23 protein-coding genes, 1 tRNA gene and 1 pseudogene are annotated in these 22,192 nt (G+C 65.2%); 10 read left to right on the top strand and 15 right to left on the bottom strand.

What is annotated here, in order from left to right; all coding sequences use genetic code 11:
• Positions 1-253: pseudogene (locus AC5RUJ_RS02285) on the bottom strand (exo-alpha-sialidase); the annotation flags it as partial.
• A 151-nt stretch (positions 254-404) separates the two neighbouring features.
• Between AC5RUJ_RS02285 and AC5RUJ_RS02280 the strand changes: the two are divergent.
• The 5 genes from AC5RUJ_RS02280 (at position 405) to AC5RUJ_RS02260 (ending at position 6,062) form a co-directional block, all read left to right on the top strand.
• Positions 405-1,805 (top strand): OFA family MFS transporter, encoded by a 1,401-nt coding sequence (locus tag AC5RUJ_RS02280; RefSeq protein WP_494023389.1) that lies wholly within the window; start codon positions 405-407, stop codon positions 1,803-1,805.
• Position 1,806: 1 nt separating this feature from the next.
• Positions 1,807-1,908: an MFS transporter small subunit gene (locus tag AC5RUJ_RS02275; RefSeq protein WP_493968694.1), complete on the top strand. Its 102-nt coding sequence runs from the start codon at positions 1,807-1,809 to the stop codon at positions 1,906-1,908.
• A 150-nt stretch (positions 1,909-2,058) separates the two neighbouring features.
• Positions 2,059-3,477 carry a lipase maturation factor family protein gene (locus tag AC5RUJ_RS02270; RefSeq protein WP_494128677.1) on the top strand — a complete coding sequence of 473 codons (1,419 nt, stop codon included), beginning with the start codon at positions 2,059-2,061 and terminating at the stop codon, positions 3,475-3,477.
• A 78-nt stretch (positions 3,478-3,555) separates the two neighbouring features.
• Positions 3,556-4,593, top strand: a complete 1,038-nt coding sequence (locus AC5RUJ_RS02265; protein WP_494001790.1) for an LLM class flavin-dependent oxidoreductase — start codon at positions 3,556-3,558, stop codon at positions 4,591-4,593.
• 203 nt (positions 4,594-4,796) lie between these two features.
• Positions 4,797-6,062 (top strand): CAP domain-containing protein, encoded by a 1,266-nt coding sequence (locus AC5RUJ_RS02260; protein WP_494128676.1) that lies wholly within the window; start codon positions 4,797-4,799, stop codon positions 6,060-6,062.
• Positions 6,063-6,154: 92 nt separating this feature from the next.
• On the opposite strand, the gene AC5RUJ_RS02255 is transcribed toward AC5RUJ_RS02260, so the two are convergent.
• A complete protein-coding gene (locus tag AC5RUJ_RS02255; protein ID WP_494073358.1) occupies positions 6,155-6,319 on the bottom strand; it encodes a hypothetical protein in 165 nt (54 codons plus the stop codon).
• Positions 6,320-6,375: 56 nt separating this feature from the next.
• Positions 6,376-6,894 carry a hemerythrin domain-containing protein gene (locus AC5RUJ_RS02250; RefSeq protein WP_494001793.1) on the bottom strand — a complete coding sequence of 173 codons (519 nt, stop codon included), beginning with the start codon at positions 6,892-6,894 and terminating at the stop codon, positions 6,376-6,378.
• Between the two features lie 307 nt (positions 6,895-7,201).
• On the opposite strand from AC5RUJ_RS02250, the gene AC5RUJ_RS02245 reads away from it, so the two are divergent.
• The gene (locus AC5RUJ_RS02245; RefSeq protein WP_494026311.1) at positions 7,202-7,804 is read left to right on the top strand and encodes an NADPH-dependent FMN reductase; all 603 of its coding nucleotides are present in this window, start codon (positions 7,202-7,204) and stop codon (positions 7,802-7,804) included.
• 125 nt (positions 7,805-7,929) lie between these two features.
• Here AC5RUJ_RS02245 and AC5RUJ_RS02240 read toward each other — a convergent pair whose 3' ends face one another.
• Positions 7,930-8,415 carry a general stress protein gene (locus AC5RUJ_RS02240; protein ID WP_494001795.1) on the bottom strand — a complete coding sequence of 162 codons (486 nt, stop codon included), beginning with the start codon at positions 8,413-8,415 and terminating at the stop codon, positions 7,930-7,932.
• Positions 8,416-8,511: 96 nt separating this feature from the next.
• Here AC5RUJ_RS02240 and AC5RUJ_RS02235 point away from each other — a divergent pair, with 96 nt between their 5' ends.
• Together AC5RUJ_RS02235 and AC5RUJ_RS02230 are read left to right on the top strand one after the other, a co-directional pair.
• Positions 8,512-9,174: a MarR family winged helix-turn-helix transcriptional regulator gene (locus AC5RUJ_RS02235; RefSeq protein ID WP_494128675.1), complete on the top strand. Its 663-nt coding sequence runs from the start codon at positions 8,512-8,514 to the stop codon at positions 9,172-9,174.
• 7 nt (positions 9,175-9,181) lie between these two features.
• Positions 9,182-10,786, top strand: a complete 1,605-nt coding sequence (locus tag AC5RUJ_RS02230; protein WP_494128674.1) for a phospholipase D family protein — start codon at positions 9,182-9,184, stop codon at positions 10,784-10,786.
• 78 nt (positions 10,787-10,864) lie between these two features.
• Here the strand turns inward: AC5RUJ_RS02230 and AC5RUJ_RS02225 are convergent, their stop codons facing one another.
• Positions 10,865-11,890: a GmrSD restriction endonuclease domain-containing protein gene (locus tag AC5RUJ_RS02225; protein WP_494155576.1), complete on the bottom strand. Its 1,026-nt coding sequence runs from the start codon at positions 11,888-11,890 to the stop codon at positions 10,865-10,867.
• 881 nt (positions 11,891-12,771) lie between these two features.
• Between AC5RUJ_RS02225 and AC5RUJ_RS02220 the strand changes: the two genes are divergently transcribed.
• Positions 12,772-12,960, top strand: a complete 189-nt coding sequence (locus AC5RUJ_RS02220; protein WP_494014709.1) for a hypothetical protein — start codon at positions 12,772-12,774, stop codon at positions 12,958-12,960.
• Positions 12,961-13,069: 109 nt separating this feature from the next.
• Here AC5RUJ_RS02220 and AC5RUJ_RS02215 read toward each other — a convergent pair whose 3' ends face one another.
• The 10 genes from AC5RUJ_RS02215 to AC5RUJ_RS02170 all read right to left on the bottom strand — a co-directional run bounded on the left by AC5RUJ_RS02215 (position 13,070) and on the right by AC5RUJ_RS02170 (position 20,476).
• Positions 13,070-13,375 (bottom strand): hypothetical protein, encoded by a 306-nt coding sequence (locus AC5RUJ_RS02215; protein WP_494128672.1) that lies wholly within the window; start codon positions 13,373-13,375, stop codon positions 13,070-13,072.
• Between the two features lie 315 nt (positions 13,376-13,690).
• Positions 13,691-14,323 (bottom strand): 4Fe-4S single cluster domain-containing protein, encoded by a 633-nt coding sequence (locus AC5RUJ_RS02210; RefSeq protein ID WP_494128671.1) that lies wholly within the window; start codon positions 14,321-14,323, stop codon positions 13,691-13,693.
• On the bottom strand, positions 14,323-15,210 hold the full coding sequence (locus AC5RUJ_RS02205; RefSeq protein ID WP_494128670.1) for a ComEA family DNA-binding protein: 888 nt from the start codon (positions 15,208-15,210) through the stop codon (positions 14,323-14,325). The genes AC5RUJ_RS02210 and AC5RUJ_RS02205 overlap by 1 nt, the downstream gene beginning before the upstream one ends.
• A complete protein-coding gene (locus tag AC5RUJ_RS02200; RefSeq protein WP_494128669.1) occupies positions 15,207-15,431 on the bottom strand; it encodes a DUF2997 domain-containing protein in 225 nt (74 codons plus the stop codon). Before AC5RUJ_RS02200 ends, AC5RUJ_RS02205 begins: the two co-directional genes overlap by 4 nt.
• The gene (locus tag AC5RUJ_RS02195) at positions 15,428-15,853 is read right to left on the bottom strand and encodes a hypothetical protein (RefSeq protein WP_494026318.1); all 426 of its coding nucleotides are present in this window, start codon (positions 15,851-15,853) and stop codon (positions 15,428-15,430) included. The genes AC5RUJ_RS02200 and AC5RUJ_RS02195 overlap by 4 nt, the downstream gene beginning before the upstream one ends.
• A gap of 9 nt (positions 15,854-15,862) precedes the next feature.
• Positions 15,863-17,494, bottom strand: a complete 1,632-nt coding sequence (locus tag AC5RUJ_RS02190) for an AAA family ATPase (RefSeq protein ID WP_494128668.1) — start codon at positions 17,492-17,494, stop codon at positions 15,863-15,865.
• 60 nt (positions 17,495-17,554) lie between these two features.
• On the bottom strand, positions 17,555-18,157 hold the full coding sequence (locus AC5RUJ_RS02185; RefSeq protein WP_494155575.1) for a class F sortase: 603 nt from the start codon (positions 18,155-18,157) through the stop codon (positions 17,555-17,557).
• A gap of 145 nt (positions 18,158-18,302) precedes the next feature.
• On the bottom strand, positions 18,303-18,695 hold the full coding sequence (locus AC5RUJ_RS02180) for an excalibur calcium-binding domain-containing protein (RefSeq protein WP_494026321.1): 393 nt from the start codon (positions 18,693-18,695) through the stop codon (positions 18,303-18,305).
• Positions 18,696-19,401: 706 nt separating this feature from the next.
• Positions 19,402-19,478: transfer RNA gene (locus AC5RUJ_RS02175), tRNA-Thr, on the bottom strand.
• Positions 19,479-19,603: 125 nt separating this feature from the next.
• Positions 19,604-20,476: a DsbA family protein gene (locus AC5RUJ_RS02170; RefSeq protein ID WP_494014712.1), complete on the bottom strand. Its 873-nt coding sequence runs from the start codon at positions 20,474-20,476 to the stop codon at positions 19,604-19,606.
• A gap of 209 nt (positions 20,477-20,685) precedes the next feature.
• Between AC5RUJ_RS02170 and otsA the strand changes: the two genes are divergently transcribed.
• Positions 20,686-22,128 carry an alpha,alpha-trehalose-phosphate synthase (UDP-forming) gene (otsA, locus tag AC5RUJ_RS02165; RefSeq protein ID WP_494128686.1) on the top strand — a complete coding sequence of 481 codons (1,443 nt, stop codon included), beginning with the start codon at positions 20,686-20,688 and terminating at the stop codon, positions 22,126-22,128.
• Positions 22,129-22,192: the final 64 nt, after the last annotated feature.

The raw sequence follows: 22,192 nt of genomic DNA, 5'->3' as shown, positions 1-22,192 counted from the left end.
CGGCGTCGGAAAACAGTCCCGGCCGGCCCGCCGCGTGTCCGGACGTGTCCGCCCACGCCACCTGCTGCGGTTCCCAGGTCGCGCCGCCGTCGAAACTGCGGCGCAGCAGCAGGTCGCCGGTCGCAGGCGACCGGCCCTGCCTTCCCATCCCTGCATAGGCGACGACGGCGCTGCCCGCCGGAGTCACGGCGAGCGCCGGAGCCCGGTACTGCCGGTAGCCCTCCACGCCCCGAACGGCGAGGACCTGTTCCATTCCTCCACCGTACCGGCCGCGGCGCCCCGAGGGCAGTGCCGGACGACACGCCGGATCAATCCGGTTGCCTGGCCCAACCATCGGCCACTATGTGAACTGAAGCACACGTTGCAGTTCTGCTCGCACCCCTCTCCTGAAAGGACGCCCGACGATGAGTTGGTTGGACCGATCGCATACGATCGCCCCTCCGGGCTTTAACCGCTGGCTGATTCCGCCGGCTGCGCTGGCCGTGCATTTGTGTATCGGCCAGGCCTACGCGACCAGTGTGTACAAGAACGCCCTGGTCGCCCACTTCGACGTCAGCCTGACCGAGATCGGCATCATCTTCTCCATCGCCATGGTGATGCTCGGGCTCTCCGCCGCCGTCATGGGCACCTGGGTGGACCGCAACGGTCCGCGCATGGCGATGTTCACCTCCGCGGTGTTCTGGAGCTCCGGCTTCCTGGTCGGCTCGATGGGCATCTTCACCGAACAACTCTGGCTGGTCTACCTGGGCTACGGCGTGATCGGCGGCATCGGCCTGGGCATCGGCTACATCTCCCCCGTATCAACCCTGATCAAGTGGTTCCCGGACCGCCCCGGCCTGGCCACCGGCATGGCGATCATGGGCTTTGGCGGCGGAGCGCTGATCGCCAGCCCGGTCTCCACCGCACTGCTGCAGTTCTACGACCCCAGTTTCGACGGGACCCCGGGCTGGGTGGCCAGCGGCGACGCCGTCGGCAAGCTGTTCCTGACCCTGGCCGTGGTGTACCTGGCCTACATGCTGTTCGGTGCCTTCACGATCAAGGTTCCGGCGGACGGCTGGAAGCCCGAAGGCTTCGACGCCTCGAAGGTCAAGGCCAAGGCCCTGGTCACCACGGCGAACGTCTCGGCGAAGAATGCCATCAAGACCCGCCAGTTCTGGCTGGTCTGGGTCGCCCTGTTCTGCAATGTCACGGCAGGCATCGGCATCCTGGAGCAGGCCTCCCCGATGATCCAGGACTTCTTCCGCCAGCCCGACGGCGTTTCGCTGGTGTCCGCGGGCGTTGCGGCCGGATTCGTGGGGCTGCTCTCGATCGCGAACATGGGCGGCCGGTTTGTCTGGTCCACCACCTCCGACTACCTGGGCCGCAAGAACAACTACATGCTGTACCTGGGCGTGGGCGCCGCCTTGTACGTGGTGCTCGCCCTGTTCGGCTACACCTCCACCGGGCTGTACGTGCTGCTGGCGGCCGTCATCATCAGCTTCTACGGCGGCGGCTTCGCCACCGTGCCGGCCTACCTGCGCGACCTGTTCGGCACCTTCCAGGTGGGCGCCATCCACGGCCGCCTGCTCACGGCCTGGTCCGCCGCCGGCATCGCCGGGCCGTTGATCGTCAACGCCTTCCTGGATGCCCAGGGCAAGCCGGGCGAGCTGACGGCGCAGGCCTACCAGCCGGCCCTGCTCACCATGGTGGGCCTGCTGGTCATCGGCTTCATTGCCAACCTGATGGTCAAGCCGGTGGACAGCAAGTACCACGAGGCACCGGCCAGGGATGCCGGCGAAGCCGCGATGGCCGGAAAGGAGGCCTGAGATGAAGAAAGCCCAAGTAGCCCTCGGCTGGGTGCTGGTCGGCGTGCCGCTGCTCTACGGCGTCAGCCAGACGCTGCTGAAGGTCTCCGCGCTTTTCGGCTGACCCAACTGCGCACCTACCCCACTGCGCACCTCCCCCGCATCACCGCTTCGCCGGCCCACCTGGTGAAGCTCAACCCCCGGCAGGCCCGGCTCCCTCGAGCCGGGCCTGTTGCTTGACAGCGGACCGGCCGGTCGTAGCGTTGGACATGCCATGGAATGGTTCAGTGCCGAGGGGTTCGAGTTGGCGCGGCAGGTGCTGCAGCGGGGCATCGCCGCGGTGTTCCTGATCGCCTTCGCCTCGGCGCTGGCCCAGTTCCCGGCCCTGCTGGGCGAACACGGGCTGCTGCCCGTGCCCCGGTTGCTGCAGCGAAGAACCCCGCGCGGCTTCACCCTCTTCCGCTGGGGATACACGGACCGCCGGCTGCGCGCGGTGGCGTGGGCCGGCGTCGTCATCGCAGCCCTGTTGGTGGCCGGCCTGCCGCAGCTGGGACCGCCGTGGCTGCCGATGATCGCGTTCCTGGCCCTGTGGTTCCTGTACATGTCCATCGTGAATGTGGGCCAGACGTTCTACGGCTTCGGCTGGGAGACGCTGCTGCTCGAGGCCGGCTTCCTTGCCGCCTTCCTGGGCTCGGACCGGGTGGCGCCGCCGGCCCCGGTGCTGTGGCTGTTCATCTGGCTGGTGTTCCGGCTGGAGTTCGGCGCCGGCATGATCAAGATGCGCGGCGACCCGGTCTGGCGGGACCTGACCGCCCTGTACTACCACCACGAAACCCAGCCGATGCCCAATCCGGCCAGCTGGTTTTTCCACCACCTGCCCAAACCGCTGCACAAGGTGGAGGTGGCCGGCAACCACTTTGCCCAGCTGGTGGTGCCGTTCTTCCTGTTCTTTCCGCAGCCGGTGGGCAGCATGGCGGCCGCGGTCGTGATCGTCACGCAGCTGTGGCTGGTGGTGTCGGGCAACTTCGCGTGGCTGAACACCCTGACCATCCTGCTCGCCTTCGCGGCGGTGTCCGACGACGCGGTGCAGGCCATCCTGCCGGTGGGTGACTTCACGCCGGAGTACCGGCAGGAACCGGTGTGGTTCACCGTTGTGGTGCTCGCGGTGTGCGCCCTGCTGGTGTACCTGAGCTATTGGCCGTTGAAAAACCTGTTCAGCCGGCACCAGCTGATGAACGCCAGTTTCAACAGCTGGCACCTAGCCAATGCCTACGGCGCCTTCGGCTCCATCACGCGGGAACGTTACGAAGTGGCCGTGGAAGGGTCCGCCGACGGCGTCCACTGGCGCGAGTACGGGTTCAGGGGCAAGCCCGGAGACCCGCAGCGGATGCCGCGGCAGTACGCGCCCTACCACTTGAGGCTCGACTGGCTGATGTGGTTCCTGGCGCTGGGCTCCCGCGGCGAAAACTGGTTCATCCCGCTGCTGGTGCGGCTGCTGGAAGCCGACAAGGCCACGCTGAAGCTGCTCAGGCACGATCCATTCGACGGTGTACGGCCGCTCTACGTGCGCGCGACGCTCTACCACTACCGGTTTTCCACGTGGGCAGAAAAACGAAGCACCGGCCAATGGTGGATCCGCCGGGAGTCCGGCCAGCTGGTCCCCCCGCTCTCCCGCCCGGGCGCCGCGGAATAACCCGGGCCGGCCCGCGGTTGCCGCCAGTAGACACCATGCATATGCATATATGCCTGACCCATGAAAGGCGGCCACCGCGTGGCACAGACAATCGAGCTCGGGCTGGACACCTTCGGAGACGTCACCACCGGAGCCGACGGCAAGCTCCTGCCGCACGATGAGGTCATTCGGAACGTGATCGCCGAAGCCAAGCTGGCCGACGAGGTCGGCCTGGACTTCATCGGCATCGGCGAACACCACCGCGAGGACTTCGCGGTGTCCGCCCCCGATGTGGTGCTGGCCGCGATCGCCGGCCAGACCAGCCGCATCCGCCTGGGCTCGGCCGTGACCGTGCTCAGCTCCGACGACCCGGTCCGGGTGTTCCAGCGCTTCTCCACCCTGGACGCCGCCTCGAACGGCCGCGCCGAAGTCATCCTGGGCCGCGGCTCGTTCACGGAGTCCTTCCCACTGTTCGGCCTGGACCTGGCCGACTACGACGTCCTCTTCGACGAGAAGCTCCACCTCTTCACCGAACTGCTCAAGGAAGAGCCCGTCACCTGGGCCGGCCGCACCCGGCCGCGGCTGGACAACAAGCGGGTTTACCCGCCCACGGCCTCCGGCAGCCTGAAAACCTGGATCGCCGTCGGCGGCACCCCGCAGTCGGTGGTCCGCGCGGCCCACTACGGCCTGCCGCTGATGCTGGCCATCATCGGCGGGGCACCGATGAACTTCGCCCCCTTCACCGAGCTCTACCAGCGTGCGCTGGACCAGTTCGAAAAGCCGGCGCTGCCCGTCGGAGCGCACTCCCCCGGCTACATCGCGGACACGGACGAGCAGGCCCGCGAGGAGATGTGGCTGCCGTATGCGGACATGCAGGAGCGGATCGGCCGCGAGCGCGGCTGGAGCCGGATGACCCGCGGCCAGTTCGAGGCCGAGGCGGGCCCGGACGGCGCCCTGTTCGTCGGCTCCCCGGAGACCGTGGCCACCAAGATCGTGAAGGTCGCCAAGGGCCTGGGCCTGTCCCGCTGGGACATGAAGTACAGCCTGGGCACCCTCCCGCACGGGAAGCTGATGAACTCCATCGAGCTCTACGGCACCAAGGTGGCGCCGCTGGTGCGGGAGCAGCTGGCGGAGTAGTCGCCGAACGGGCGGGGCTGGCGCGCGTCAGCGTTCGACGGCGGCGGGAGGCTTCGCGGGGAAGCCTCCCGCCGTCGTCGTGCTCGCCTTGGTGGTGATTTTTCGGGCGGGCGTCATTTCTTTGCGCGCGGGGACGTCCGCCAGGGGTCTCACCATCGTGGTTTTATCGTTCAACCCGTACCCTGAATGATGTGCGCGTTCTTGTGAAACCTTTTATTGCCCTCATCCTGCTGCTCGCCCTCGCTTTCGCGGGGGTGGCCCCGGCCTCGGCGGTCACCAGGAACGCGCAGGATCCGTTCGTCGCCGAGGTGCTGCGGCTGACCAACCTTTACCGCGCGCAGAACGGCCTCTCGCCCGTGGTCTGGAACCAGAACGTAGGCAATGTTGCCCAGCAGTGGTCCGAGGAGCTGAACACGCGGATCAACAAGAACACGCTGGACATGAACAAGATCCATCGCCCGGGCTACGGCAGCAACGAAATCCCGCGCGGTTTCGACTGGTACACCGAGAACATCGCCATCAACAACTCCGCCCGCGAGGTGGTGGACTGGTGGATGAACTCCCCCGCGCACCGCGCCGGCCTGCTCAGCCCCAACGCCACGGACATCGGCGTGGGGTATATGAAGACCACGCACAAGGACTGGTACGGGATGTACGTGGCGGTGGCGAACATGGCCGGCTACGCAACCACCCGGGCAACGCTGCCCCCGCATCCGGGCATGGTGCGCGCCAGCTTCCAGCATGGCGACGTCGCGGCCATCGACTCCGCGGGGAACCTCTACGCCTACGACTCGGCCAAGGGCCACGACCTTTACAAGCGCCGGCTTGTAGCGAGCGGGTTCAAGGGAGTGTCACAGGTTCAGGTGGCCGACTGGAACGCCGACGGCGTGCTCGATGTGGTGGTGCGCTGGAAGTCCGGCAAACTGACGGCTCACTTCGGCAAGCCGGACGGCGGACTGGAAAGTGCCGCCACCATCGGATCCAGCGGGTGGGGAAACTACGACGTCACCGTTACCGCGTGGAAACAGGCCGACCCCTACCCTGCGCTGCTGGCCCGCAACACCGACACCGGCCGGCTCTACTACTATCCGAACCCGGCCGGACTCAATCACGGCAGCCGCACGCTGCTGGGCACCGGCTGGAAGTCCCTGCCGATCTTCACGGCCGACATCGACGGCGACGCCAAGATGGACGTCGTGGCCAAGACACCCCAGGGCCAGCTCAAGCTGTACCGGTCCAACGGCGCCGGCAAGTTCATTTCCGAGACCAGACGGATCATCGGCTCCTCGGGCTGGAACGCGATGACGCATCTGTCCCTGATCCGGGACCATCTGGGCGACGGAAAGCAAGGCGTACTGGCCCGCGACTCCCGCGGCAATCTGTACCACTACCCGGTGCTGATCAACAAGCTTGGCTCGCGGGCCGTCATCGGCGTCGGCGGCTGGCAAACCCTGATCATCGGCAGCTGACGCCGAGCGCCCGAGGGTCGAGGGCCGGCGGCGTCCAGCCGCGCTCCTGACCGGCGCGCGCCGGGGCGTCCTGCGGAGCTGGTTCTGCCGGGCTACTCTTCCCCGCCCAAGAGCTGCTCCCCTTCCGGCCCGGCACCGTCGTTGTCAGCCGGCAGGTTTTCTTCGAGGTCCCGGTCGATCTCCGATCCGGGTTCGATGACGATGCCGTCTTCGTTCTGCGGGATGTCCGGATCCAGTTCCGGGCGGTCTTCGCTCACAGCATTGCTCCCTTCACCGTCGCTTACGTGTTGGCTCCTCAGCCGCCGGCATGCCCTCACCCGTGGGCGCGCTTGTTCTCGTCCGGCGCGTGCACGTGCGTGCCGCCGACGAGTTCCACCAGGCCCTCCACCGCCGAGGACAAGGACAGATCCGGAGTCCGGGCAATGAAAGGCACCAGCAGCCTGTTCTCCTTCTCGATGTGCAGTGCGAACACGCTGCACATCGAGGCGGCCACCGTGGCCGTCTCCATTCCTTCGGCGCCCCGGAGTTCGTCCAGCAGCGAGGCCAGCGCGGTATGGTCGGCCAGCAGCGACTCCACCAGGAGCCGGGCTTCCCCGGTCGCCCCGGCCGGCCCGTACAGTTGGGCTTCTTCCAACTCGGCGTGTGGCAACATCTCCCGTTCGCCCCACTCCAGCAGTATGCCGTGCGCGTTGTAGACGGTGTCTTCGTCTCCGGTGTCGAGGGCACGGGTGAGCTCCGCCGTCGTCGCCTGCAGCCGGGCCAGCATCTCACGGTGGTGGCTAACGACGGCGGCCGCGGCCGCGTTCTCTGCCTCGACGCTGCTGTCGGTCACCGCATGCTCCTCGGGTCGAGGTGGGGCCGCCTGCAGGCGGACCGGGTCTGTCCATTGTCGACGCGGGCAGGCGGGCTGTCGAGGGTCAGGCCGCCCCAGCCGCCCGGCGCCCGAGGCTGCCCATCATCCGGGCTACGCCGGGAAACGCGGAGGATCCTGCCGATCGTAGTGCCGCTCCGTCCGCTGCTCTGGCGGCGTGCGGCACGTCGTGCTAGTACGGGAGTGGCCTGACAATCGCCGGGCCGGGTCAAGTCCGGGCCTCAGGATGAATGCCGGCTCCGGCCGGCTGACTGGAAGGAAAACCGTCATGCCCAACTATCGGATCGGATATTTTGTCGGGAGCCTGGCCAGCGGCTCCATCAACCGGACCCTTTCGAAGGCGCTGATTAAGCTCGCCCCGGAGGGTATGGAGTTCAACGAGATCCCCATCCGGGACCTCCCCCTCTACAACTCGGATTACGACGCCGACTACCCCGCCGAGGGCCGGGCACTGAAGGAAGCGGTGGAGGCCTCCGACGGCATCCTTTTCATCTCACCCGAATACAACCGGTCCATCCCCGGAGCCTTGAAGAACGCCATTGACTGGGGGTCCCGCCCGTGGGGGACCAACTCCTTCGCCCGCAAGCCCACCGGCATCATCGGCGCTTCCCCGGGAGGTATCGGCACCGCCGTCATGCAGTCGAGCATGCGCAGCGTTCTCAGCTTCCTGGACGCCCCGCAGCTCAACGCCCCCGAGGCCTACATCAGCTTCAACCCGGACATCTACGGCGACGACGGCGAGGTCAGGGACGAGTCCACGCAGGCCTTCCTGCGCCACTACATGGAGGAGTACTCCGCCTTCGTCCAGCGTGTCCTTGACGCGAACGCCGCCGGACACATTGGAGACGAGGACCCCGAATCCCGCAAGTGACGCCACAACGGTGGTGGATGCGGTCGTTCAGCTAGCCACGGGTCAGAGGTGGGCCCGACGAGGGTGAACCGCTCCCGGGGCTCTCCCGCGGTTTACCGGAGGGGACGCCCGCCCCCTCGGGCAGGCTACCGGTTGGCGATGGCAGCCGCCGTGGCGAAGTAGTCGGCGTCGACCATGACGGCGTAGCGCTCGGCTTCGAGGGACTTGACCGACTTGAAGTCCCGGCGTCCCCCGGTGCTCCAATGCCCGATGAAACCGAAGGCGGCCCCCCATACTGCTGCGATGACCACGCTTCCCAGCAGCACGCTCAGCCAGACAATACCGGGGACAAAGAGCCCGAACAGAAGTCCGATGAGCAGGCCGAACCAGGCGCCGCCCGCAGCTCCGGCCAGCGCGGCCTTGCCCTTGGTCATCCGGCCCGTGACCTGCTCCACGCTGCTGATGCCGAGGCCGACAATGCGCACGTGCTCCACCGGGAACTTCTCATCCGAGAGGCGGTCCACCAGGCGCTGCGCCTGCAGGTAGTCCTTGAACTCGGCGAGCACGGCTGAGGTTCCCGGAGCCGCCGGACCGGAAACAGTCGACTGATGCTGGAATGATGTGGTGGTCATGTTCCTACCTCCAATGGTGTTGTCTTTGTGGACGCATCAAGCTTAGCAAATTTAGTTAGGTTAGCCGAACCGAATCTTTCTGGATAGGCTTCCCCCATGACCGATACAGCGACGCAAGCGGGCGACGGCGACAGGCCGACATCAGGAGTGCAGGTCCGTCACGGCTTCGCCCTGATGCTCCAGTGGGCCAGCAGGAAAAAAATCCGACACTTCGTCTTCGGCCCGGCAGCCGCTGACCTCTCACCAACCGATACGGCGCTGCTGGAATACCTCACCGGGAACGGCCCAACGCGCCTTTCGGACCTAGCCGCACAGTGGGGAGTGAATAAATCGACCATGAACCCGCAAGTCCGCCGGCTTGAAGGCAGAGGACTGATCGATCGCAACCTGACCCCGCGGATCGCCGCGCCACCCTTCTTGGCACATCAGCCAGTGGAATCGAACTGCAAAGGCAAATCGGCCAGGATGGCGCCGCGGCCTTCGACGAAATCCTTCCCACGTGGTCACCTGAAGACCGGGAAATCCTCGGCGCAATGCTGGTCCGCTGTGCCAAAGAACTTTCCGCAGCCACGCCCCGGCTTTTCCAGTACGGCTCACCCGGGGCTTCCTTGCCCGAGTCCACCCGGGAATGACCCGGGAAGCACTCCCGCTGGGAGTACCTGTCGCAAGTCATTGCAGCCGCTAAGCCGAGCCCGGTGTGGCATCCCGGACCCGGTCCGGGGGACTGTGCATTGCCGGTGCCCCGGCGGGCGGGCATGATGCTGAGATGAGGCTGGCGGGAGAAGCGACCGGCTCTTCTCTCGATCACTGGCTGTTGTCGGGGGCCGAGCGGGGCAACGACGCTACACAGCTGCTCCCATGGACGGCCGGCAACGAGGTGCGCGTGCTTGTGCACGGCCGGGAGTATTTCCCGCTCCTGGCCGCTGAGCTGCATGCCACGGGGCCGGGGGACCTGGTCCTCATTGCCGGGTGGCGCATGGACGCCGACGAGCTGCTCACCGCCGGCCTGACCGTGGCGGAAGCGCTGAGCCGCAGCGCGCGGCGCGGAGCCACGGTCAAGGGGCTCCTGTGGCGATCCCATCCCTCCTGGATAGTGGGCACGCTGGGACAGAACCGGGAGTTGGCCGCCGCCATCAACGCCTCGGGCGCCGAGATGCTGCTCGACCACCGCGTTCGCAGATTCGGCAGTCACCACCAGAAGTTCGTGGTCATCCGGCGCGCGGCCCATCCTTCCACCGACGTCGCCTTCGTGGGCGGGATGGATCTGGCCCGGTCCCGCGGCGACGACGAGACCCATCGAGGGGACCCGCAGCCCCGCAGATTTGCCCGCGCCTACGGACCGACTCCGGCATGGCACGATGTGCAGCTGCTGCTGCGCGGACCGGTCGTCCTTGAGGTGGAGAAAGTGTTTCGTGAGCGCTGGGACGACCCCGCACCGATGGCACGCTTGCCATGGCACCGGCTGCCGGACATGATCCGCGGCCTCCGGCAGCAGGCTTCCCCCTTGCCTCCCCCGCGGCCGGCACCGCCTGCCGCGGGTGACTGCGAGGTGCAGTTGCTGCGCACCTACCCCAAACGCTCTCCGGGCTACCCGTTCGCACCCGGCGGCGAGCGCAGCGTGGCCCGCGATTACGCGAAGGCGCTGCGGCGAGCACGACAGTTGGTCTACGTGGAGGACCAGTATCTGTGGTCAGCCGACGTCGGCCGGGTCTTCGCGGAAGCCCTGCACCGCCATCCCGGCCTCCATGTCATCGCAGTCTGCCCCCGCTTCCCTGACCAGGAGGGCAGGCTCAAGGTTCCACCGGCGCTGTTCGGTCAGGGTTTGTCCTGGCGCATGGTGCACGACGCCGGAGGCGACCGGCTGCTGATGCTGGACATCGAAAACGGGCGGGGCTGGCCAATCTACGTCCACTCGAAAGTCTGCGTGGTCGACGACGTCTGGGCCGCCGTGGGCAGCGCCAACCTGAACCGGCGATCCTGGAGCCACGATTCCGAACTCACGGCCGCCGTGCTCGACGAACAGCGCGACCCGAGGCCACCGGCAGACCCGGCAAAACTCGGTGACGGCGCCCGCCCGTTCGCCCGTGACCTGCGCCTGCGGCTACTCTGCGAACATCTGGGACGCGTCCCCGGCGATAATGCTGACCTCCTCGATCCCCGCGAGGCTGTACGCGCCGTCCGCTCAAGCGCCGACGAGCTCGATGCCTGGCACCGTGCAGGTCGCTTGCTGCCGCGGCCGCAAGGACGGCTGCGCTCCCATACCCCGGCGGAGGGATCCCCTTGGCAGCGCCGGTTGGCAGCCCCGGCCTACCGGCTCCTCTTCGACCCGGACGGCCGCCCCCTCCGGATGAGACTGCGGCGCCGTTACTGACCGTCATGCCACCGCCGCGCTGCCGGCCCCTCGTGGAAACCATGTCTCGGGCGATTCAGCCGCGCTGGTCTGCTTTCGTCAGCTCTCGCAGCCGACGCCGTCGCCGTCGCGGTCGAATTTGGTGTCCCAGCCGGGGTCGCCCGCCCGGATCGGGGCCGCGCCGGCTTCCTTCACGGCGGTGCAGTTCTTGTAGAACACGTTCCCGCCGGCTGGCGCCTCCTGGACAGGCGCCGGTGCAGGCTGTTGGTTTGGGGCTGGAGCGGGCTTGGGTGCCGCCGGCGCGGCTGCCACTGGCTCGTCCACTCCCCCGTCGGCCGGGACCGGTTGGTCCGGGCAGGACGTGGAGAGGATGTTCTTGATGGCGTCGTGCTCGGCCTGGGTCATCCAGAGTCCGTACTTGGCTTTGACGGCGGTCTGCAGGGCCACGTACTCGCAGCGGAACGCCTTGTTCGGCGGCAGCCAGGTCGCAGCGTCGCCGTCGGACTTGGAGCCGTTGGTGGGTCCGTCCACCGCCAGCAGATTCAGCGGGTCGTTGGCGAAGACTTCGCGCTGGTTCTTGGCCAGCCGCTGGGCACCCTTCTGCCAGGCGTCCGAGAGGGCGACAACGTGGTCGATCTGGACGGCGGTGCTGGTCTTGTTGCCGCGGACGAAGTCGATGGTCGTGGCGGTGAAGGGATCGGTCAGCACCCCTGAGGTGACCACACAGCCGCCGGCCTTGAGGACCGCGTAGTCCAGATCGCGCTGAAGGATGTCATTGCGCGCGTCGCAGCCGTTACGGTCCGGATCCAGCCAGCCGTCACCGAACTGGTCGCGCGAGTATCCGGTCTTTGGGGCGCGGCCCTTGATCGCGATGCTTTCCAGTTGTTCCAGGGCGGTGCCGGCAGGCTCCTCCTCCGGTTCCTGCGCCGGCGGGGCCTTGGGCTCCTCCGTCTTCTCGGTCGGTTCCGGGGTTTCGGGAACCCGGGTCGGTTCGGGGCTGTCGGTCACCTCGATGGTGGGGGCGACCAGGGGCTGGTCCGCTTCGGCGGGCGAGGTGCAGCCGGACAGCAGGACGGCCAGCGCCAAGCAGGCAAGTGCGAGGGGTTTCTTCTTCTCCATGTCCATTCATGTCTACGGCAGACGCCTCATCGCGCCCGGATGGACACGCCGTAGCGGCAGGCATATGAAGGCGGAGCAGAGCGGAGGGAAATCACTGATCGATCAATAGTCTTCGCGGTGGGGAACAAGCCGCAGACAAGGATCGGTTCCGCGGTTCAAAGGCTCCGGAGCGGGCAGGGGGCAAACAACCGTGAGCACCATGGAAGCTGCTTCAACCCGCCGGTTCCATGCTCCCGTTTATCGCGGTCCCCTGGTGTGACGTCCTGGGCCGCGACGGAACCTCGGCCGGGTCAGCCGCCGGGCGGGCCGCAGCCGCACTGTCGCCGCGGTTACTCCACCGACACCCGCCGGCGCTGGCAGGAGAGGATTCCCGGCCCCTTCCGGGACTACCTTCTTCCTGGCCCGGCGGGCAGCTGCCAAGCCGGATGGGGAGCGGCGGTGCGGCGCAACGGGTCGGCCTTCCCGTCGATTCGGCACAAGCACCAGCACCATAAAAGGGGCAAAGGCGAGCACGAGGTCGATAACGAAAAGGGTGACTTCCATGGCCAACTCCTACCCTTGGCTCTTAGGGTAGGCGCCGATTGGCGGGCACACAATGGGTTGAGGTGCTGGCCCGGGGATCGGTGACGGCAGAGCCTCGCGCCGCCCCAATTTAGAGCCAATCCGGCGACGGCGGATGGTCACCGTGGCGCCTTTCCTGACCCCTCACATCCTTGGTCCCTTGCCCCTCAGCCCTCAGCCTCAGCCCGTGCCATATGATGATCCGCTCCTTGCGGCCTGTGTACCCGAATCCGTGCCGGTCCCGGCAACGCCGCTGGAAATCTCCGATCCTGTCAGAGGCCGGTGTTAGGTTGGCAGCAACCTCAGATGGAGAGAAGGAGGACGAGATGGCCACGACACATTCCCGCGGCATCGGCATCGACTTCATGGATCCCAACTCGTGCGGCCGCTGCGACGCCTGCGACGAACTGCCCGCACCGGTGATCTGCGAGGACTGCTGCTACGACGAGGAGGGCAACTTCGTCCGGCTCGTTGAATGGCCCTGCCCCGAGGTGAAAGCCGTCAAGGCAGCCTAGGGACAGCCCCGTTGGCAGGGGTGGTGATCCGCTGGAGCCTATGAGATTTACCGGCCGATTTCTTCTGCTGCATAGAGAAGCCTCGCACTCGGTGTGCGGGGCTTCTCTGCTAAAGGAAGGAAACGCTGTGGAGCGCCATCCACACCAGCGCACCAAAGACGGCTGCGGCGAGGATGGGCAGCATGGCGATGACGATCGCCCAGACTCCGGGCTTCCTGCCCGCATTCTTCGAGAGCGCCACGAGGCCGGCGATGAGGCCTGCCAGCAACGGCAGCAACGACGCCCACATGAGCACCCAGATTGTCGGCAACAGCAGGCCGGCCAGGAATAGTGCTAGGCCAAGGAGAGATAGTCCCAGGGCGAGCCTGCCGGTCCTCTGATCCGCGGCTTGTGCGAGAAGTCGTTCAATCTGCACGACTGGTCCATTCTGTCGGGAAGGTCAAGCTGAGAAGAAGGCTATACCAATCTGCTGACGGGCCGGCGCGGGCCACGCCTCGGTCCACTGGGTGCTGGGGTGCCCTATCTAGCGGCAACCTGCTGCTACAACTCCCGTGGCGAGCCGACCTCAACGCCGACAACGGCGCATATGTAGCTCCCAGACAATGGGTATGAGATGAACAACAGACTCTGGCAGTCAGTTGTTCTCATCTGCACCTATCTCTCTCGAAGCTTTCGGAGACTTAGGAACGGTGCCAGCCTTACGATGCACGGACGCAGCGCTGACTGTGCACTAACGGCCCGGTCGTCCGGATTGGACTCGTCGTGCGCGTTTCATCCCCGTTGTCTCCATAAGAGACTTCAGGGCTGCAGAATCTAGGAACCCAGCTATGGCGGCTGTGCCGTCATAGGCAATCCGCACGTGGACGCGGTTCCGATGTGTTTTGGGATCGTAATCGGCATATCGGTCGGTCAGATGGATGAAGCGCTGGTTAGTGGAGCCAACTAGCGCCCTCTTCTGTTCGAGCATGTCTGCCCGGTAGGGTCCGTCGACCAGTAGATCTGTGCTGGCCAGCAAGGACTGCGCATCGTGGCCACGGGATGCCAGGTCATTGAACTCGTAGCCGGTGAAGGTGATGATGCCTAGTCCGCGTTTCTGCGCCAGGGATGCCAGACCCCCCAAAGGGCGAGCCTGGTCGAAGGGCTCGCCGCCCAGCAGCGTCAGCCCCTCGACCCCTGCAGCGAGGGAATCCCGAATGATTTGTTCCGGTGACATGATTTCCCCGCCCGTCAGACTAAAGAGATGGGGGTTGATGCACCCGCGACAGCGGATGCTGCACCCTTGTACCCAAATTGCCGTCCGCAGGCCTGGTCCTTCGGCCGTCGTGGCGTGAACCACGCTGGCGACCCGCGGGTGGTTGGGCATCATAGGTCCAAGGTCCGGCCACCGGCGTCACGCTTTGGAGCGTCGGGGGCCGATGTTGACTGTCCATCCCGTGGAGCTTCAAAACTCAGTGACCCACGGAGGGGTATGAGGATGTGGGGCGCAACTCCCGTTGCTGCAAGCATGTGCTCGAAGGATCTGTAGCCACCAAGGTAGTAGCGGGTGTCAACGATTTTCTCGGCGGTGGCTTGGTCCATTCCAATCGCGGTGAAATCCTCAGCTCTCGCCCCATTGACGTTTACGGGCCGTTGGCTCTGCTGGGCCTGCAACGGGGAATGTCCCGATCCTGGTTCGCTTCCCGCTGCGTAGCTTTGGCCGCTCATCTGTGCATGTGGCTGGGTCGGCCCCATGTATCGCGGTTGTTGGAAAGGATGCGCTTGAGGAGGATACGGCTGGCCTTGGTGCTGTTGCCCCTGCGCCTGATAGGGCCATGCAGGCGGAACCTGCTGCTGTCCTGGCTGCATGCCGGGACGCGCTTGGTGCATTCCATACGCTGTGGCTGGCTGCGCGTACCACTTGTTGTTCCCATGGTGGGCCTTCCACATGAGCCACTTGCGGTTGGTCATCACGGACAGGACGATGCCGCCGACCCAGCTCAGGAACCAGACCCACCCCCACGCGGTGGACCCGGGGGTCGAGACAGGTGCTTCTTTAGTGCCGCTGTTGACGTTAGAGCTCCAGATGAGCAGAACGACCGACAGGACTGCAAAACCTATCCCGTAGATGATCCAGCGACGGTTCTTGGACTTGATCCCCCGGACAAGGAAGTTGACGCAGGTAAGCAACCCGAAGGAGAGGATGCTCCATAGCACTCCGGCACTGTTGAGCAGCCGCCACTTCCGGGAACACAGCTTTTCTTCTGGGGTCATTCCAGTTTCTCCATATATTCTCTATGCCCCTGTGCCTGGGAAACGGTTTCCGTGGCACTCTGGTGGAACTCCGGCGTCAGACGTGAATCGACAGTCGTCGCACCCGGTATCAGCGACTTGATGGTCGCCATTTCATCCAGACATTTCGGTCCGGGCTGACCGCTCGCGGTGACAGTAATCATCCCGTTCGGATCGACAATGACTGTAATGCGCTTGGTCACGGCGCCTCCTCGAACACGAGTTCAACGTTGCCGTCGGCTGCCTGCTGGGTAATGAGCCTCATTCCCATGGCTGCGGCCTGGGCCCGCACGTTTTCGACCGTGCGGTGCTGTAGGATCGCACCGACAGCCTGGTCCAGCTGGGAGAGCAGCGCATCCGTTTGTGACTCGTTTTTGTCCACACGACCGAGAAACACATCGCCGATGCGCTGGAACGTAAATGGTCCCAATGGGCTAAGTCCGGTAACACGTCCCTCGTGAACCTTCATGTCCGCCGCTCCGATGGCCGTGAGGGCCTCGATGAGCAGTGGTTGGTCGGTGATGCGGGTCGTTTTGCACTTTTCGCACAGATCCGAACTGCGGGCTTCCTTCAGGGCGGCTATCACGGCGATCCCTGCCGGAATCAGCAGCACTTCGAGACTCATGGTTGACTCCTAGAAATCTATGCGGCGGCCGCCGCGCCAGGACGCGACGTCGCCGGTGTCGGCAGAAACCGGGACGTCATACTCGGACTGGTCTTGGGCGGAGGTGGCGGCAACTGCCCGTTGGGAGGCCCAATGGCGAATGGCTCTGATTTGCTCCGACTGGGTGGTCGAGAGCGGCACGGTGTTTTTGATCGTGCGGATAAGGTCGGTATCGCGCAGCGCCCGCCGTTCCGAATAAGCGTCGAAGCAGGCGCTGACCACGGCCTCCGCGACCTCGGCACCTGAAAAGCCGTTGCTCTCCTCTGCAAGCCGCTCGAGCAGTGCGTTACTGACCGCGATTTCCCCGGATGCCTTCGAGCCTGGGGTTAGCCGTTGCTGCAGTTGAATCTTCCAGATGACCTTAAGTTCCGCCGTTGTCGGGAGGTCCACGAAGAAAATCTCGTCGAATCGTCCCTTGCGCAGCAGTTCCGGGGGAAGACCGTCGATTTTGTTCGCCGTCGCGATAACAAACACCGGCTGTGATTTCTCCTGCAGCCAGGTCAGGAAGGTACCGAAGACCCGCTGGCTGGTACCTGAGTCGCCCCCGCTGGCCGCCCCGAATCCTTTCTCGATCTCATCGATCCATAGAATCGAAGGAGCGACCGCCTCCGCCAGTCTTAGCGAGGCGCGCATGTTCTGCTCGCTGGAACCCACGAGGCCGGAAAAGACGCGCCCCACATCCATCCTTAGTAGGGGCAGCCCCCATAGGGAGGACATGCACTTTGCTGTCAGGCTCTTCCCGCATCCAGGCACACCGGTGATCAGTACGCCTTTTGGAGCCGGGATCGACCACTCCTGTGCGCTCGGCAGCCAGGACCCGTTGCGCTTGTTCAGCCAGGTCTTTAGGTTTTCCAGCCCGCCGATGTCGTCGATGGAGCCTACGTCATCGATGAACTCCAACAGGCCGGACTTCTTGATGGTTTGTCGCTTCTCCTCGAGGACCATTTCAATGTCTGCGGCATCAAGGCGCCGATCAGAAGCAATGGCACGGGCGAATGCATTCTCGGCTTCCCTGAGTGTCAGTCCTTGCGCGGCTTGCAGCAGCCGCTGCCGGTCGTCCTCGGATAGATCGACTTCAATCTGCGACGCGTTAGCGCTGATGATGTCATCCAGCACAGACGCAATTTCGACTCTGCCGGGCAGGGGAAGGTCGACGACAGACACCTCCTTTTCCAGTTCGACCGGCAGAGTCAGGCTTGGCGCAACGATCACCAAAGTATGAGGGACCTGCCCTGTTCGGAACTCCCGGGCTACGTCCTGCAAGCCACGCACGACAGCGGGTTCAGGGCCTCGGCCCTGGCCTCCGAGGAAATGCTGAAGATCGTAGAAGACAAAGATGGTCGGGTCAGGGATCTTCATTACAGCAGCCAGAGCATCAACCGGGGCTACGGCTTTCCCCGTTTCGCCCGGAACATGCAGGCCGCGGCTCAGCGTGAAAGCGGCGACGTTGCGGGGTCTCTTGATCGCCGGATCCCGAGCAACACTTAGGATTATCTCCAGGACCCGGCTGTCCTCGTGCGATTCGACCAAGAGTACGGGGTTGCGCGCCCTAACCAGATCAATCAGATTCCGGCGGAAATCAGTCTCCCGCTTGGCTTTCATGTCTACCCCCATTCCATATCAAGCGAATCAGTCCCAGCGCCGCGGCATCTTTCACGCGGATCAGGTGCGTAGTTTTGCGTAGACCACGTAGTTGTCGTCGAATTCTCCGGTCGCAGGATCGTATCCGTCGCAGGTGATGAGGCGAAGCTCGGCCCCTTCCGTGTTCCCATACACAGTCTGCGTCGGGAAAGTTTCCTTGGAGTAGGCCTCGGCGCGGTCGACGGTAAAGATGGCGGTGGTGCCGTCTTCCCGAGCGACTTCGATGGTGTCTCCACCTTTCAGCGCGCGCAGACCGGCGAAGACACCGGGTCCATTGCCGTAGGCATTGACGTGGCCGAGGAACACCGCCGGCCCGCGTTCCCCAGGTGTGGGGGAATGGATATACCAGCCAGCAGGCGAACCGGGATCTCCCGGAGGCACTTCGAGTGTGCCATCATCCTGCAGGCCGAGCCGCAGCAGCTGCGACTGCACGCCGAGCGACGGGATGGCCACTGTGACCGGCGGGGATTCCGGCAGGACCGGCTCTTGGACTTCCTCGGGCGACGGCGCAGCAGAAGATTCTGGCTTCGATTGTTTGGTCTCAGCAGCAGCGGGAGTTGTCGTCTGCGTGGGTTCCGCGGCGGGGTTTTCCGCCTGGGCAGCTGCCGACGTGGCCTGGCCCAAGGGAGCGGCTTGCGCGGCTGGTTCAGGTGCGGGCGCGGCGCAGCCGGCCAGGAGAATCAGGGCGGCCGCCGCGGTAGCCAGATGGCTTCCGCGGCGGCCGATTAGTGAGTCAATCATGCGTCAGTGGTTACGACTGAGGTCGCTGTTAGGCCTGTGCTGCCGCACGACGGCGTACCAGGTAGCTTCGTCCGCCGACTGCCGCCAAGACGAGGCCGCCGGTCAGGGCGAGAGCGCTGATATTGGCGGGGTTTTCGGTCGGTACACCAGTGTCAGCGCCGCCGACGGGCATCTGGGTCACCTGCTGCGTATTGTCGGCGGGGGCAGGCGCGGCGCTGCTGTTTTCGCAGCCGATGCCATCGAGGTCACTATCGAGATGGGTTCCGTAGCCCGGGGAACCAGCCGGGATGTTGTAAACGCCCTGGGCTGCTGCGTCACTGCAGTTGTCGTAGGCGGTGCCCACGGCCATAGCCGGTGTAGCAGACAGAACGGAGAACCCGGCAACGGCGACGAGTGAAAGAACTGCGGTCTTCTTCTTCATGCTTACCCCTTAATAACCAAGAAACAATGTTGTGCAGCAAACGGATAGAAAGTGGCGCTGCTAACATCAACGTACAGATTTATCGATTCATTGCAAGAGCGATGCTTGTACGAGGGGACATGTGTGAGCGCATCCGTCGTTGGGGTGCGCCGCGGACACTACGAACAACAAGTACATCAGGATGCCTGCAGGGCAGCGTGTCTCGGGCTCCGTTGGCCGTTACCAGCCGGGAAGAAAGTCAATGCGTCCAACAGTGTCGCCGGAGTGCGTCCGATACTGACCGCGGCAGCGGCCCGCGCTGGCAAAGCAGTGGCATCCGACCAAAAACCTGCCTCTACCCCCGCAGGCGTCAGCATCGGAAGCAACAAGCGCGTCTGGTGGATTTGCCCTGTTGACCCAATACCTTGTCTACCAAAGGGCAACTTCGGCTCGTGTCAGGAGCTGCTCGGGCTCATCGAGAGACGACGGGGCAAAGCCACTCGAATTGTTGCTGGTTTCGTGGAGTCCTTCTCCACTCGGTCGGCAGGCCTCTTGCCCGCTTTCCAACCATGCGTGCGAGATCGGTGGAAACCTCACCACGCCCCTGCAAGCGCCCTGCTCCAGACCGGTTGGGAAGCCGTCAATTCTTGGAATATTCTTGGATTTCGCTACCCCAAATAAAAGAACCCCTCTCAACCAACGTTTTGCCTAGTCAAAGAGGGGTTCGTGGAGCCCCCTGCCGGATTCGAACCGGCGACCCCCTGTTTACAAGACAGGTGCTCTGGCCAACTGAGCTAAGGAGGCGTGCTGGCCGAAGGGCCAGCGTGCCGGACAAAACCGGCTAGATAAGGGTAGCCCAGGCGGCGGCCCTGCGTGAAACCGCAGCAACCGCCGCCCGGATGCCGGCCGGGACCAACCCGGCGGATGGCTTAGGCGCGGGCGTCGATGATGCCCTGGGCGAACTCCTGGAAGTTGCCGGAGTTCGTCCACTTCTGGCCGTCAACGAAGACCGCCGGGGTGCCGCCGACCTGGTATTCGTTGAACGTCTGGTTGACGAACGCGGTCCAGGGGCGGAATTCGCCGTCGTCAATGCAGGAGGCGACGTCGGTGGCTCCCGCGCTTTCCGCGATGCTCGTCAGGGTGGCGTTGTCCAGTCCGGCCCCGCCTTCCGTCGGCTGCTGCGCGAAGAGCTGGGTCAGGTAGCCGTTAAAGGCCTCGGGGTGGGAGTCGGCCACGCAGGCCACGGCGTTGGCTGCCCGGGACGAGTAGTTGGTGGTGGACACGCGGTCGAGGAAGGTCGCCACCCGGTACTCCACGGTCGCCTCGCCGGAGGAGGTGAGGTCGGTCAGGTACCCGCCGTACTGTCCTTCGAAGTCCTTGCAGACCGGGCAACCCATGTCCACGTACACCACGATGTTCGCCGGTTCGCCCTCGGGCGCGGCAGCAACGCCCGCCGGCACGATGGTGTCGCCCTCGGTGGAGGCCGGCTCCGGGATGTTGTTCACGTCGACCTGGATGGGCTCGGTGGCCGCCAGGCCGTCCTGCGTGACGGTGTACCCGCCGAACTCGTTGCCGTGGGCCGGCGCGGCACCGACGTCGGCGACCTGCCCGCGCTGGTTGGAGATGACAACCCCGGCGATCACCGCGATGATCACCAGGACAGCGACGACCACCCCGCCCTTGACCAGCAGCGAGTTCCGCTTTTCGCGCTTCTGCTGCTCTTCGCGTATCTGGCGGGCCTTCTCGCGGGCCGCAGCAGTGCGCTCGGCCTTGGTCGACTTAGGGCTGTTTTGGGTAGCCATGGATCCTCGCGTCTTGTTGGTCTGCTTCGCCCAGGCAGGGCACTACAGGTCTAGTTTAGTTGCAACTTCAATGTTCAGGCGGAACGAGTGGCCGCGTTCACGTTTGATGCCTCAGCGCGCTCCGGGGAAGCCTCGGGTTGCCATTCCTTATAAAGTCATGAACAGGACGGTATACACAAAGGAGAGGTCAGTTGGCGAATTCCGCAGAGATGAACGGCGAGGAAGCAGAAGGATCTCAGTTCGGGGAGTACGACCTGATCGTCGTCTCCAACCGCCTGCCGGTGGACCGAGCGCCCGAGGACGACGGTCAGGGTCTCTGGCGGCGCTCGCCCGGCGGGCTGGTCACGGCGCTGGCCCCGGTGATGGCGAAGACCGACGGCGCCTGGGTGGGCTGGCCGGGGGTACCGGACGAGAAAGTGGACCCGTTCGACCACGACAACATGCATCTGGTCCCGGTGACCTTGAGCGCCGACGACGTCGAGTTGTATTACGAAGGCTTCTCCAACGCCACGCTCTGGCCGCTCTACCATGACGTGATCGCCCCGCCGGAGTTCCACCGCGCCTGGTGGGAATGCTACAAAACGGTCAACCGGCGCTTCGCCGAAGCAACCGCGGAGATCGCGGCCGAGGGTGCCACCATCTGGGTGCAGGACTACCAGCTGCAGCTTGTTCCCAAGCTGTTGCGGGAGATGCGCCCGGACCTGAAGATCGGTTTCTTCAACCACATCCCGTTCCCCCCGCTGGAGATCTTCGCCCAGCTGCCGTGGCGCCGGCAGGTGATCGAGGGCCTGCTCGGGGCCGACCTGGTCGGCTTCCAGCGCCCCAGCGACACCAGCAACTTCCTGCGCTGCGTGCGCCGCTTCAGCGGCCTGAATGTGCGCCAGCAGCAGGTGCAGGTGGTCAACAACGACGGCGGCGCCCGCCTTTGCAAGGCCGGCGCCTTCCCGATCTCCATCGATGTGGCCCACATCAGCGAGCTGGCCAACCGGCCGGACGTGATCGCCCGCTCCGAGCAGATCCGGCAGGAGCTGGGCAACCCCGACACCGTCTTGCTGGGCGTGGACCGGCTGGACTACACCAAGGGCATCCGGCACCGGGTCAAGGCCTACGGCGAACTCCTGGAAGACGGCAAGTTGAACGTGGAGAACGCCGTGCTGATCCAGGTGGCCTCGCCCAGCCGCGAGCGCGTCGAGTCCTACCGGCTGCTGCGCGAGGAAATCGAAGGTTCTGTGGGCCGGATCAACGGCACGTTCGACACCCTGGAAAACACCGCCATCCGCTACCTGCACCACAGCTACCCGGTGGAGGAAATGGTGGCGCTCTACCTGGCCGCGGACGTGATGCTGGTGACGGCGCTGCGCGACGGCATGAACCTGGTGGCCAAGGAGTACGTAGCCTCCCGCAAGGGGGTGGACGGGGCGCTGGTGCTCAGCGAATTCGCCGGCGCCGCGGACCAGCTCAAGCAGGCCATCCTGGTCAACCCGCACGACATCGACGGGCTCAAGGACGCCATCATCCGGGCGGTCAACATCCCGCCGGCCGAGGCCACCCGCCGGATGCGGGCCATGCGCCGGCAGATCCTGCAGAACGACGTCGAACACTGGTCGCGCGCGTTCCTGAAGGCCCTGCAACAGCCGCAGGCCGATGACTGAGCGCCGCGACGAGAGGCAGCCGCACCTGCCCGTGAGCCCCGGCGCCGGCAGGGCTGACGCCGGT

This window comes from Arthrobacter sp. Y3223164, assembly GCF_059091005.1.
Note: the sequence above shows the minus strand (reverse complement) of the source record. Positions and strands in the feature narration are given on the sequence as shown.